This window comes from Rubrivivax sp. A210 (assembly GCF_904426505.1).
Lineage (GTDB): Bacteria > Pseudomonadota > Gammaproteobacteria > Burkholderiales > Burkholderiaceae_C > Rubrivivax.
The window spans coordinates 315,145-328,355 of record NZ_CAJGBN010000023.1 but is presented as its reverse complement, the minus strand read 5'-3'; the positions used below and the strand labels follow the sequence as shown (position 1 = coordinate 328,355).

General features: G+C 66.2%; 9 protein-coding genes. 3 read left to right on the top strand and 6 right to left on the bottom strand.

The features are described from left to right. Window positions 1-21: 21 nt before the first annotated feature. The gene (locus tag JMV16_RS15075) at window positions 22-3,069 is read left to right on the top strand and encodes an FAD-binding and (Fe-S)-binding domain-containing protein (RefSeq protein WP_201495104.1); all 3,048 of its coding nucleotides are present in this window, start codon (window positions 22-24) and stop codon (window positions 3,067-3,069) included. A 38-nt stretch (window positions 3,070-3,107) separates the two neighbouring features. Here the strand turns inward: JMV16_RS15075 and JMV16_RS15070 are convergent, their stop codons facing one another. After that, window positions 3,108-4,259: a DNA cytosine methyltransferase gene (locus JMV16_RS15070; protein WP_201495103.1), complete on the bottom strand. Its 1,152-nt coding sequence runs from the start codon at window positions 4,257-4,259 to the stop codon at window positions 3,108-3,110. A 60-nt stretch (window positions 4,260-4,319) separates the two neighbouring features. On the opposite strand from JMV16_RS15070, the gene JMV16_RS15065 reads away from it, so the two are divergent. Further along, the gene (locus JMV16_RS15065) at window positions 4,320-4,874 is read left to right on the top strand and encodes a hypothetical protein (protein WP_201495102.1); all 555 of its coding nucleotides are present in this window, start codon (window positions 4,320-4,322) and stop codon (window positions 4,872-4,874) included. A 361-nt stretch (window positions 4,875-5,235) separates the two neighbouring features. Here the strand turns inward: JMV16_RS15065 and JMV16_RS15060 are convergent, their stop codons facing one another. Then, complete coding sequence (locus JMV16_RS15060) at window positions 5,236-6,126, bottom strand: FkbM family methyltransferase (protein WP_201495101.1); 891 nt, start codon at window positions 6,124-6,126, stop codon at window positions 5,236-5,238. Between the two features lie 102 nt (window positions 6,127-6,228). Then, window positions 6,229-7,650 carry an FAD-binding oxidoreductase gene (locus JMV16_RS15055; protein WP_201495100.1) on the bottom strand — a complete coding sequence of 474 codons (1,422 nt, stop codon included), beginning with the start codon at window positions 7,648-7,650 and terminating at the stop codon, window positions 6,229-6,231. Window positions 7,651-7,766: 116 nt separating this feature from the next. On the opposite strand from JMV16_RS15055, the gene JMV16_RS15050 reads away from it, so the two are divergent. Further along, the gene (locus tag JMV16_RS15050; protein WP_201495099.1) at window positions 7,767-8,348 is read left to right on the top strand and encodes a cob(I)yrinic acid a,c-diamide adenosyltransferase; all 582 of its coding nucleotides are present in this window, start codon (window positions 7,767-7,769) and stop codon (window positions 8,346-8,348) included. 6 nt (window positions 8,349-8,354) lie between these two features. Here JMV16_RS15050 and JMV16_RS15045 read toward each other — a convergent pair whose 3' ends face one another. From JMV16_RS15045 to JMV16_RS15035, 3 genes are all read right to left on the bottom strand, one after another. Next, a complete protein-coding gene (locus JMV16_RS15045; RefSeq protein ID WP_201495098.1) occupies window positions 8,355-8,672 on the bottom strand; it encodes a hypothetical protein in 318 nt (105 codons plus the stop codon). Between the two features lie 83 nt (window positions 8,673-8,755). Then, window positions 8,756-9,862: an HD domain-containing phosphohydrolase gene (locus tag JMV16_RS15040; protein WP_236580528.1), complete on the bottom strand. Its 1,107-nt coding sequence runs from the start codon at window positions 9,860-9,862 to the stop codon at window positions 8,756-8,758. Window positions 9,863-9,897: 35 nt separating this feature from the next. Further along, window positions 9,898-13,194, bottom strand: coding sequence for a hybrid sensor histidine kinase/response regulator (locus JMV16_RS15035; RefSeq protein WP_201495096.1), 3,297 nt, complete (start codon window positions 13,192-13,194; stop codon window positions 9,898-9,900). Window positions 13,195-13,211 lie beyond the last annotated feature (17 nt).

Genomic DNA, 13,211 nt, shown 5'->3' with positions numbered 1-13,211 from the left:
GCTGCGCTCCGATGTCTCCCCATGGCTGACCCCCACCCCCACGCGGCGCTGCCGCCCAACGAGACCTGCGCCGCGCTGGAACGGCGCCTGCGCAGCGATACCCGGGGCGAGGTGCTGTTCGACGCCGCCAGCCGCGGGCGCTATGCCACCGATGCCTCGATCTACCAGATCCAGCCGGTGGGCGTGTTCGTGCCCACCGACGCGGAAGACATTGCCACCGCCCTGGCCATTGCGCGCGAGCTGAAGGTGCCGGTGCTGGCGCGCGGTGGCGGCACCAGCCAGTGCGGCCAGACCACCGGCGCGGCCCTGGTCATCGACCACAGCAAGCACCTGCGCCGCGTGCTGGAGGTGGATGTCGCGCAGCGCCGCGCCACCGTCGAGCCCGGTCTGGTGCTGGACCATCTGAACGCCCAGCTCAAGCCGCACGGCCTGTGGTTCCCGGTCGACGTGTCCACCAGCGCCCAGGCGGCGCTGGGCGGCATGGCCGGCAACAACAGCTGCGGCAGCCGCTCCATCGCCTACGGCAATATGGTCCACAACGTGGTGGGTGCGCAGGCCTGGCTGTCGAATGGCGAGCTGCTGGACTTCGGCCCGGTGGCGGGCCTGAGCGGCCGCGCCGCCCAGCTGGCGGGCTTCGTGCGCGGGCTCGCCGACACCCACCACGCCGACATCGAGGCGCACTGGCCCAAGGTGATGCGCCGCGTGGCCGGCTACAACCTGGACATCTTCCACCCGCAGAGCGAGCGGCCCTACACGGCCGACGGCAGCGTCAACCTGGCTCACCTGCTGGTGGGCAGCGAAGGCACGCTGGCACTGACGAAGTCGCTCACGCTGCAGCTGGCCGAATTGCCCCGGCACAAGGTGCTGGGCGTGGTGAACTTCGAGAGCTTCCACACCGCGATGGACAGCGCCCGGCACATCGTGCAGCTGGGCCCCACGGCGGTGGAGCTGGTCGACCGCACGATGATCGAGCTGAGCCTGGCCAATCCGGCCTTCAGGCCAGTGATCGCCACCGCGCTGATCGCCAAGCCGGCGGCGATTCTGCTCGTTGAATTCGCCGGCGCCGACCGCGGCGTGCTGCTGCAGAAGCTGCGCGACCTGGTGGCCCTGATGGGCGACCTGGGCCTGCCGGGCGGCGTGGTCGAGATGGCCGACGAGGCGCCCCAGAAGGCGCTGTGGGAGGTGCGCAAGGCCGGCCTGAACATCATGATGAGCCTGAAAGGCGACGGCAAGCCGGTCAGCTTCATCGAGGACTGCGCCGTGCCATTGGTGCATCTGGCCGAGTACACCGATGCGCTGACCGAGGTCTTCGCCCGCCACGGCACGCGCGGCACCTGGTACGCGCACGCCAGCGTGGGCACGCTGCATGTGAGGCCCATCCTGGACATGCGCCAGGGCGGGCCCGGTGGGGGTGCGGCCAAGATGCGCGCCATCGCCGAGGAGGCCTCGGCCCTGGTGCGCAAGTACAAGGGCGCCTACAGCGGCGAGCACGGCGATGGCCTGTGCCGCGGCGAGTGGATCCGGTGGCAGTTCGGCACCAGGCTGAACGAGGCCCTGCGTGCCATCAAGACCGAGCTGGACCCGCTGAACCTGCTCAACCCCGGCAAGATCATCGACCCGCCGAAGATGGACGAGGGCGCACTGTTCCGCTTTCCGCCGCCTTCGGCGCCCAACGCCTACAAGCGCATCGCCATCACACCGGCGCTGGACTGGTCGGCCTGGAACGTGCGGGCCGACCCGGTGACCGAGCTCACCACCGCGCCCGGCACGGGCGGCGACGTGACCGGCGGCCTGGCGATGGCGGTGGAGATGTGCAACAACAACGGCCATTGCCGCAAGTTCGACGCCGGCAGCATGTGCCCCAGCTACCGCGTCACGCGCGATGAAAGGCACCTCACGCGCGGCCGCGCCAACACGCTGCGGCTGGCGCTGTCGGGCCAGCTCGGGCCCGAGGGCCTGGCCGGCGAGGCGGTGGCCGAGGCGATGGCGTTGTGCGTCTCGTGCAAGGGCTGCCGGCGTGAATGCCCCACGGGCGTGGACATGGCGCGGCTCAAGATCGAGTTCACCGCCCGGTACAAGAAGCGCCACGGCCACACGGTCAAGGACCGCCTGCTCGCCGGCCTGCCGCGCCAGCTGCACCGCGTCGCCGCCGTGCCGGGGCTGGCGGCCCTGCTCAACCTGCGCAACCGCTCGTCGCTGGCGCGGCGGCTGGGCGAGCGCTGGCTGGGCCTCTCAGCGCGGCGCACGCTGCCCATCTGGCGCCGCGACACCTTCTGGCGCAGCGCGCCGGCCGCGCCGCTCATCACCCTCGACCGGGCCCTGGCCAGCGCCAAGGCGGGCGGCAAGGTCGCGGTGCTTTTCGTCGACACCTTCAACGGCGGCTTCGAGACCGAGAACGCGCTGGCCGCGGCCCGCGTGCTGCAGGCCGCCGGCTACGCCCTGCACGGCGTACACAAGCCCGGCGCCCACCACTGCTGCGGACGCACGCTGCTGGCCGCGGGCCAGGTGGACGCGGCCCGCGTCACCTTGTCGGCCCTGCTGGATGCCCTGCTGCCCCTGGCCGCGGCCGGCATCGCCATCGTCGGCCTTGAACCCTCCTGCCTGCTCACGCTGCGCGACGAGGCGCTGGTAATGGGCCTGGGCGACAAGGCGCGCACGGTGGCGGGGCAGGCCCTGCTGTTCGAGGAGTTCGTCGCCCGCGAGGCCAAGGCCGGCCGCTTTGCGCTCGAATTGAAGCCGCTGGACCGGCCGCTGCTGGTACACGGCCACTGCCACCAGAAGGCCTTCGATGCCGTTGCGCCCATCCTGGACGTGCTGCGCCTGATCCCGGGGGCGAAGCCTGAGCTGATAGCAAGCTCCTGCTGCGGCATGGCCGGCAGCTTCGGCTACGAGGCGGCGCATCAGGACATCTCGCAGCAGATGGCCGAGGCGGCGCTGATGCCGGCCCTGCGCCGCGCGCCCGAGGCCGTGGTGGTGGCCGACGGTACCAGCTGCCGCGCCCAGATCGCCCACCACGGCGGCGGTCGCGAGGCGCTGCACGCGGCGCGGCTGCTGGCGTCGCTGTTGTAGCCTGGCGGCGTCTGGGGCGCGGCGTTGCCTGGGCGCCTTTACCCCAGCATCCTTGAAATACTGCCAGCAATTGCCTTGCCGAGCAGTGGAGGAACGGCGTTACCGATTTGCTTTGCAATCTGAGTCCTGTTCCCCGCAAACTCGAACCCGTCATCAAACGACTGGATGCGCGCGCCTTCGCGGGGCGTCAGGGCCCGATCCTGTTCAGGGTGGATGCAGCGATTGCTGGCGGGATGAACAAAATTGACCGTCAGGGTGACCGAAGGTTCGTCCGCATCCAATCTAGAGTAGGAGGAGCTGAAGCCGCTTGTAATCAGGTGGCGCGGTATGCAGTCGATGTTCCTGCCCGAATGACGGATGATCTCCAGCATCTTCCTCGAATGAGCGGTCGCATTGTGCAAGCGCAATTCCGTCGCATTCTCGCGACGAGCTGCCTGATAGGCGTTAAGGGGGCCGGATGTGTAGCTGGTCGCTTCATCACCTGATTCGATGGGCGGCAAATCTCCTATTGCATCCATCACCGTCATGGCTTCCGGAAGCTGCGCCGAGAAGAGATCTTGGCCGACAGCGCGGACGACACGCGATCTGTCCCGATAACCTATGGTAGAGCCCGAAAAGGCGTGTGTCGGTTCAGGAAAGATGGGCTTTGCCTGATCACGCCCTCCAATCATTACCAGTCTTTCGCGCTTTTGTGGCACGCCGTAGTGCGCAGCATTCAAAATGCGCCATTCACATCTATAGCCCAGGGCCTCGAAGCACTCTTGCATAGAATCGATGGTCGCGCCATCCTTGTGCGTGGCAAGACCGACTACGTTTTCGAGTACAAAGACCTTGGGTCTGAAGTAATTGACGTATGAGGCGTATTCCTCAAATAGATTGTTTCGCGGATCATCGTCATTGGTTGAACGAAATGGGCGAATCGATGAAAAGCCCTGGCAAGGTGGGCCCCCGACAATGATGTCAACCTCTTCGCGCCCCAATTTCGTTGCTTCCGCCACTTCCGCTCTGCGGAGTTTGCGTATGTCGCAGCAGATGGATACTGCACGCTTGTGGTTTTTGTGAAAGGTTGTTCTGGCGACAGGCAAGACATCGACGCCCAATCTCGTATCAAAGCCCAGATTGCTGCTTTCCATGCCATAACTGAAGCCACCTGTCCCGCAGAACAAGTCAAAGACCGACCAGCGTTCCATCCGACACCCTGAGTTTTGCCGAGTTCACGCGGCAGTGTATGCCTAGTGGAGACTATTGCTTTGCAGGTGGCCATCCAGGGCTGTTATCACACGCTCGACATGATTGACGATCAACTTGTCTCAAGGGGGTCTTTGCCTATAGCTCAGTTGGTCGAACTGGCCAACTTGTCTTCGATGATCGGCAATCTCGTCGGGGGGTGTCTGGCTGACGCCTCGGATGGCGTGTACAAGCGCAACAAGCCGCATCATTATCCCGACTTGTTGCCGATCAAGTCAGGGGCCACATCTCTTGAACTGAAGGTCGCCCTCGAAACCAACAAGCCAAAGGGTCATTTGCCGAAGCCCGGGCGATACATCACGTTTCGCTACGTGTTGGGAGACAGATCAGGAAGGTATGCGCGTGGAAAAGAAGGGCGAGGACCGACGGTTTGGCTCTGGGAAGTAAAGGTGGGGGACATCAAAGTAAATTATTTCGCTATCAGCAATACGGCGGGGGATTCCGGGAAAACCGCCGTTATCAAGACGGAGGTATTTAATGCGATGTCGGTAGTATACTTTGATCCCAAGTTCTGCCCTCATCCGTTGAGGGATGGGCGATATCCTGCATATAATTAGATCGGTTGTTTATCAAGAGGCGCGCGAGTTGAGCTGCAAATGCGTTTTTGCCGCGCCCCGGACTAACGATTGATACTCTTCGCAATGCAGTTCATAGGGTCACGTCAAACCCGAACCCAGACTGGGGTCGCCTCTATGCAAATCAACCACTTACAGCGTTTGGTGTCGAACTCAGTGGAGCCAGCCCGAGTGGCGTACATCCGGGAAACCCGGGGTAGTGGAGAACCTGCTTGAAGGCGCCAGCTTCTGCAGGTTGCAAGCAAGCGCTGAACTTGCCCAACGAACCTTCAATGACTTCGTGAGTGCCGCTGGATGGCGGCTTCGGCTTTCTCGGATCAACCAACAGATGATTTGCAGGCAGTCACTTTTCTCGCAAGGAAACGGCAACTGCAGTGAGTCTGCCAAGACCGCTGGTCTTCTCCACAGGAACTGCCAGCACGTTGCTGGATTTCAGATGATCGAGGCCATCAATGGCCTCAAGCGTGGTTCCCGACATTACAGCAAAGTGCCGGTATCCGGCATCATTCAGTAAGGCGTATACCTTTCCATAGAGATCAAAGCCTCTCAGGCTTCTGAAGGCTTCGAGCGTTTCGTAGTAGAAAATTGGGCGGAATTTCTCGATGGATCTCAAGCTGCCGGCGATGACCTCGTACTCCATACCTTCAACATCAATCTTGACAAAGTCAACTCGCTTGAGTTCGAGGCGCTGCACTATTTCATCGATCGTTGTGACCTCTACCGCCGTGCCTTCCTTGCCTAGGAGTCCCGCGTTGCCTTTGTTATTTTCGTCCTCGCCCCAAAAGAGCACGCCGGGTACATTGGATACTCCAACTTGAAACACATCGACGAGACTGGCAATGGCGCCATTCAGAGCAAGGTTTTGGCGCAATCTGGCACAAGTGCTCGGGCCCGGCTCAATGGCGATAACCCGTCCCTCTGGCGCCATGGTGGCCATCAAAAGGGTCAACGCCCCGACGTTGGCGCCAACATCAATATTGATCCAGTCCTTCTGGAGAAGTCGCTCTATCAGTGAAGACGAGTCTCGATCATAACGCCCTGTGAGCATTTCAAGCTCAATCGGGTAGACGGTGTCAATCAATACGCTCAGTTTGCCGAGGTACCGTCCAAAGACAAAAGTGGTCCCGGGCTGTGCGAAATGACGAAAATGCCTGGATTGTGCGGCCAATAGAATGGATAGAGAGCTGGGTAAATAACGACCAATACTTCGAAACAATCTATGCTTGGCATTCATGCTACTGCATCTAAATAGGTGCTCAGGCACCGAAAATAATGGTGTTCAGGCACAGGGTGGGGGTTCGCTTCGTCGTGAAGCATCTATTTTGCGTCGCGGGCGCTAGAGCGCCAGCACCTTGCCCGGGTTCATGATGTTGAGCGGGTCCAGCGCCCGCTTGATGCTCTTCATCATCTCCACCGCGCCGGCGCCGGCCTCGTCGACCAGGTAGCCAATCTTGTGCAGGCCGATGCCGTGCTCGCCGGTGCAGGTGCCTTGCAGGCGTATCGCGCGCCTCACCATCTGCTGCGACAGCCGCTCGGCGGTGGCCACCTCGGTGGGGCTATTGGGGTCGAGCAGGTAGCTCAAGTGGAAATTGCCGTCGCCGACGTGGCCCACCACCCAGTAGGGCAGGCCGGCAGCCTCGGCCTCGGCCACCGATTCGTTGATGCTTTCGGCCAGGCGCGAGATCGGCACGCAGGTGTCGGTGGACAGCGAGCGGCAGCCCGGCCGCGTCTGCAGTGACGCGAAATAGGCCTTGTGCCGCGCCGCCCACAGGCGCGTGCGCTCTTCGGGCGTGCGCGCCCATTCGAAATCGGCGCCGCCGTGCTCGCGCGCCAGCGCCTGCACGGTCTCGGCCTGTTCCTTGACGCCGGCCTCGCTGCCGTGAAACTCCATCAGCAGCATGGGTTGCTCGCGCAGCGTGAGGCCGGCATAGCGGTTGACGCCGCGGATGGCATGGGCGTCGAGCAGCTCGCAGCGCGCGATGGGCACGCCCATCTGGATGATCTGGATGGTGGTGTCCACCGCGTCGGCGATGCGGGGGAAGTGGCAGATCGCCGCGCTCACCGCCTCGGGCAGCGGGTACAGGCGCAGCGTGACCTCGGTGATGATGCCCAGCGTGCCCTCGCTGCCGACGAAGAGGCGGGTCAGGTCGTAGCCGGCGCTGCTCTTCTTGGCGCGCGTGCCGGTGCGTATGACCTCGCCGCTGGCGGTGACGACCGTCAGCGCCAGCACGTTCTCGCGCATCGTGCCGTAGCGCACGGCGTTGGTGCCGCTGGCTCTTGTCGCCGCCATGCCGCCCAGGCTGGCGTTGGCGCCGGGGTCGATGGGGAAGAAGAGGCCGCTGTCCTTGATCTCGCGGTTGAGCTGCTCGCGCGTGACGCCGGCCTGCACGGTGACCGTCAGGTCGTCGGCGTCCACGCTCACCAGCGCCGCCATGCGCGAGACATCGATGCTCAGCCCGCCATGCACCGCCAGCAGATGGCCTTCGAGCGACGAGCCCGTGCCGTAGGCGATCACCGGCACCGCGTGCGCCGCCGCCAACTTCACCGCCGCCGCCACGCATTCGGTGCTCTCGCAGAAGACCACGGCGTCGGGCGGGGTCATGGGGTAGGTGGATTCGTCGCGGCCGTGCTGCTCGCGCACCGCGGTGGCGGTGCTGCAGCGCTCGCCGAAGCGCTCGCGCAGCGCGGCCAGCAGCGCCGGCGGCACCGGGCGTTGCTCGCGCCGGGTCGACAGGTGCTCGAGGGTGGGGGTGTTCATGCGCTTGTCTCCTGGGCTCTGACGGCGCCGGTGGCGGATGGTAGGCCAGCGGTGGCAGGCGGGGCCGCCGTGGTGGTCCAATGCGGACTTTCACCGCTGATGCACTGCACGCCGCCATGAGCAACCGCCTGACCCAGATCGCCACCCGCACCGGAGACGACGGCAGCACCGGCCTTGGCGACGGCAGCCGCGTCGCCAAGGACCATCTGCGCGTGCAGGCCATGGGCGATGTCGACGAGCTGAACTCGGGCCTCGGCGTGTTGCTGGCCGAGCCCCTGCCGGCCGACGTGCGCGAGCTGCTGGTGACCATCCAGCACGAGCTGTTCAATCTGGGCGGCGAGCTCTCCATCCCCGGCTTCGAGCTGCTCAAGGCCGGCGCCGTGCTGCAGCTGGACCAGGCGCTCGCGCGCTACAACGCCGCCCTGCCGCGGCTGCAGGAGTTCATCCTGCCGGCCGGCACGCGCAGCGCGGCGCTGGCGCATGTCAGCCGCACGGTGGCGCGCCGCGCCGAACGCGCCCTGGTGGCGCTGGCTGCGGCCGAAAAGGTGAACGAGGCGCCGCGGCAATACCTCAACCGGCTGTCGGACCTGCTCTTCGTGCTGGCACGCGTGCTCAACCGCGCCAATCTCGATGGCCTGGGTGGCGACGATGTCTACTGGCGCTCGGAGCGCCTGGCGCGCGCCGCCGAAGAGGGCTGAGCCGGCCTAGAAGGTGATGGCGCCGGCGGCGACGTCGACCTTCACCACCGGCCGGCCCAGCGCCGCAATCGCCGCGCGTGCGAAGCTGTGGGCCCAGGCGGCGTCATCGGAAAAGCGGCGCTCACCCGCCGCGCCGGCCAGCGCCAGCACCTTGTCGGCGGTGAGCACCTTGCCGCTGGCGCGCAGCGGTTCGCAATCGTTGGCCACGAACTGCTCGTCGAGCCAGCGCCGCGCGTCCTCATTGGGCATCGCGGCCTCGTCGGCGTGGAGCGGGAGTTCGAGCGGCCGGTCGGGATGGAACTGGACGATGACGGACTGACGCATGGCGGGGCCTCCTGTGCGGCCAAGCATAAGCGCCGGCGCGGCGCTCCGGTTGGAGCGAGATCAAGTTGCGGGTGTGCCGGCCTTCAGTGCGGATCCTTCAGTTCCCGGGCGATGTCGGCAAAGCGGTCCGCGATGGTCTCGAAGGCATCCACCACGTTCGGATCGAATTGCTTGCCGCGCTGCGCGAGGATCATCGCCACCGCCGCGGCGTGTGGCATCGCCTCCTTGTAGACGCGTTGGCTGATCAGCGCGTCGTAGACATCCGCCACCGCCATCAGGCGTGCCGAAAGCGGAATCTGCGCGCCAGCCAGGCCTTGCGGATAGCCCTGTCCGTCCCAGCGTTCGTGGTGGCCGTAGGCGATCTCGCGCGCCCAGCGCAGGAAGTTGCTGCCGTTGCCCAGGCGGGATTCGGCCAGCTCTATGGCCTTGCGCCCGTGCTCGGCATGGGTCTTCATGATCTCGAACTCCTCGGGGGTCAGGCGGCCGGGCTTGAGCAGGATGTGGTCGGGGATCGCCACCTTGCCGATGTCGTGCAGCGCGGCCGATTTGCCCAGCATCTCCACCGCGTCCCCGTCCAGCTCTCCGACATGGCCTGACCCGCCTTTCACCGCTTCCGCCAGCGCGCGCACATAGCGTTGTGTTCGCACGATGTGTTGCCCGGTCTCGTTGTCACGCGCCTCGGCCAGCGACGACAAGGCGACGATGGTGGCGTCCTGCGTGCGGGTGATCTCGTTGAGCGCCTGGCGCAGGGATTTGTTCTTTGCCGCCAGCTCTGCGGTGCGAGCGGCCACGCGCTGGTCCAGCAATTCGTTCTGGTTCATGACCAGTCTCATCGCGCGCCCCAGGCGCACATGGTGGCCCACCCGGCTGAGCACGATGGGTGCCGAGAAGGGCTTGCGCACGAAGTCCACCGCGCCCAACGCCAATCCCTTGGCCTCGTCCTCCGGGCTTTCGAGCGCCGAGATGAAGATGACGGGCACCTCCTCCATCTGCGGCAGGCGGCGCAGCGCGGTACAGACCTGGTAGCCATCGGGTGGCGGCATCACGACGTCGAGCATCACCAGGTCCACCGGTCGGCCTTCCGACACGTAGCGGAGCAGAGCCCGGCCGTTCACGAAGGGGTGAACGTTGTAGTGGGGCGACAGCAGATCCGCCAGCAAGCGCAGGCTGGCTGGCTCGTCGTCCAGCACGGCGATATCGGCGCGGTCGGCGATCGACAGGGGATTCATTTCAGCTCCTTCTCGATGTCAGGCAGGGCCTGCCGCAGGGCGCGGGCCGCGTGGTCCAGGTCCAGTTGCTGGACGGCGGCCATGACACTGCCCACCCGCGAGCGCGTCGTGTCGGACAGGCCGGAAGGCAGTCGGCCTTGCAGCTCATCGGCCAACGTCAGCGCGCGCCCATCCACCTGATCCAGCAGGCCCATCAGGTCGCGCATCTGGCTCAGGAAGGCTGGCCCATCCAGCGGCTCCGGGGTCGGAGGCGATGCCGCCTTCTGGCTCTGGAGCCAATGCTCGGCGTCCGCCCCGGTGGCGGTCAGCGCATCGGCCAGTGCTTGCAACTGGCCGGGCTCGGGCGGCAAGCCGGCGCGCAGCCGCGCCTCGAGCGCGCGGGCGGCGGTGGCGAGCGCCTGGGCCCCCAACTCGGCCGCGCTGCCCTTGAGCGTGTGGGCCAGTGCGAAGCCGCGCTGCAGATCGCCGGCGTCGATCAGGCGCTGCAGACGGCCGGCGTCGTCGCTGTGCATCGAGATGAACTGGCGGACGAGGGATTGCAGCAGCTGTGGCCGATCACCCATCGTGTCTTGCAAGCGACGCAGATCCAGGGCGGCTTCGCTTGCTGGCGCTCCCGGGGCGGCCGTCGGTGGGCTGGCCGGTGGCGCCGGTCGGGGCCTGGGGTCGGCTCCCAGCCACAGTGCCAACACGGGCAGCAGGCGATCCGGTTCGACCGGCTTGCTCAGATGGTCGTTCATGCCGGCTGCCAGGCAGGCCTCGCGGTCCTCGCGGAAGGCGTTCGCGGTCATTGCGAGGATGGGCACGTCGGCCCAGCCGGGCAGCGCGCGGATGCGTCGCGTCGCCTCGAGGCCGTCGAGCCTGGGCATCTGCATGTCCATCAGCACCAGGTCGTAGACCGTGCGCGAAGCCATGTCCACGGCCTCGGCACCGTCGACGGCCAGGTCGGGTGACAGCCCTATGGCCTTGAGCAACTCGGTCATCACGATGCGGTTGACCGGGTTGTCTTCGGCCAACAGGATGCGGCGGCCCTGCAGCTGCGCCAGCAGATCGGGGTCGCTTGCCGGATCGGCGCCCTGCGGAGTGCCGTCGCCTGCACCTTGCAAGTCGGCCAGGGCGTCCACCAGCGCCGAGGCGGTGAGTGGCTTGGGCAGAACGTTGGCGCAACCGGCATTCCTTGCCTGCTCGACGATGGCGGAATGCTCGTCACCGGTGACCACCAGCACCTCGGGCTGGCTTTTCAGCAACAGGCCTGGCAGCCGGCCCAGCGTCTGCAAGCCGTCCAGCCGTGGCATGTGCCAGTCCAGCAGCAGCAGCCGGTAGGGATCGCCGACGGCATCGGCGCCCATCAGGGCCTGGAGTGCCTGCTCGCCATCGGCGGCCTCGAACGGCCGCATGCCCAGCCGCCGCGCCAGCGCGACATGGACCTGGCGCGCTTCGGGTTGGTCGTCGGCAACGAGCACATGCAGGCCTCGCAGGCTGGGCAGGGCCCGCTGTGCACGAGGAGCGCCGCGACCCAGGCGGGCTGTGAACCAGAAGGTGCTTCCTGCGCCCTGGGTACTCTCGACGCCGACCTCGCCCCCCATCAACTGCGCCAGCTGGCGGGCAATCGCCAGGCCCAGGCCCGAACCGCCGTACTTGCGGGTGGTCGAGCTGTCGGCCTGTTCGAAGGCCTGGAAGATGCGACCACATTGCTCGGCGGTCATGCCCACACCGGTGTCGCTCACTTGCAGCTTCGCCAGCACGCCGGTGGCATCGCGGTCGACCACATGGGCGTCGATGACGATGCGGCCGCGCTCGGTGAACTTGATGGCGTTGCCGACGTAGTTCAGCAGGGCCTGGGCCAGCCGCAGCGGGTCTCCGCGCAGAGGCTGCCGCAACTCCTCGTCGATGTCGATGACGAGCTCCAGGCCCTTCTCGCGGGCGCGCTGGCAGGTGATGTTGAAGACCTTTTCGCGAACCACCTCGTCGAGCAGGAAGTCGGTGTTCTCGAGCTGCAGCCGGCCCGACTCGATGCGCGAGATGTCGAGCACGTCGTTGATCACCGTGAGCAGGTGGCGTGCCGACACCGAGATCTGGGTCAAGCGTTCGCCTTCCCAACTTGCGGACGGGACGCGGCTGCGCAGCAGGTGGGTGAGGCCGACGATGGCGTTCAGCGGCGTGCGGATCTCGTGGCTCATATTGGCCAGGAAGGCGCTCTTGGAGCGCGTCGCGCGCTGTGCCTCCAACGAACTTTGCCGCAGCTGTTCATTCAGGCCCTGCGCCTCGCCCAGGCGCTGGTGCTGGCTGCGCCAGAACAGCAGCAGGAAGAGACCTGCGACCAGGGTGCCGGCGCCGGCCAGCAAGCTGCACAGCAGCGCCAGCCGGCGCATCGGGGCCTTCAGCTCATCGGTGCCGATGCGGGCCGAGACGAGCCAGGGCAGCAGTGCCGTCCGCCGTACCGCGGCCACCACTTCCTGGCCGCGGTGGTCGACGCCCTCGTAGAGTCCGTCGCCGTGGCGCAGGGCCTGCACCGCCGGTGCGCGTGCATCGTTGCTGGCCAGGCGCGCGAAGCGGCCCTCGACCAGCGGCTTGCTGATCATTTCCACGGCGTCGCCCTGCGGGCGGAACAGCACCAGATCGCCGGTGACCGCCGTGTTGGGCCAGCGTTCCAGACGCGGCAACAGTTCGCGGAAGATGTCGATGGCAAACACCAGCACCACCGGCTCCATCCCCTGAACTTCGGGCACGGCCGCGGCAATCAGCAGCACCGCCTTGCCGTCGCCATCGATCTCCAGGTCGCGGAACACCGGCCGCTGCTGCGCCCGTGCCTGCTGCAAAAGCGGCAGGATCGCGGTGGGGGTGTAGCCCGCCCTGCCGGCGCTGATCAGCGAGCGGCCGCGGATATCGACGACCTCGATGCTGCGGTAATGGTGAATGTCCAGCGAATGCTGCAGCCAGCCGCTCACCCGATAGGCGTCGGCCCAGGCGCTCAGTCTCTCGGTCCAGAGGCCTGCGCTTCGCAGGCGTGTCGGCGTCAGCAACTCGCGGAACACGGCGTTCTGGGCCAGCGCGGTGATGTCGTCGATCTGTTCGGCCAGCCAGACATCGACTTCCCTGGCCTCGAGGGTGGCGATGGAGTCGAGCCGCGCACGCTCGCTGTCCAGCGCCTCGTGCGCCATCAGGCCGAAGCCGAAAATGCCGACGGCGGCGAAGAAAGCCACCAGAAGGCCGACGAGGAGCCAGGCCTGTACGGTGCCGAGGCGCGCCATGGCCCGGTCCAGGATGGCCAGACCGAGTGTGATCGTGAGGTGCATGGAATGGCTTGGGCGCC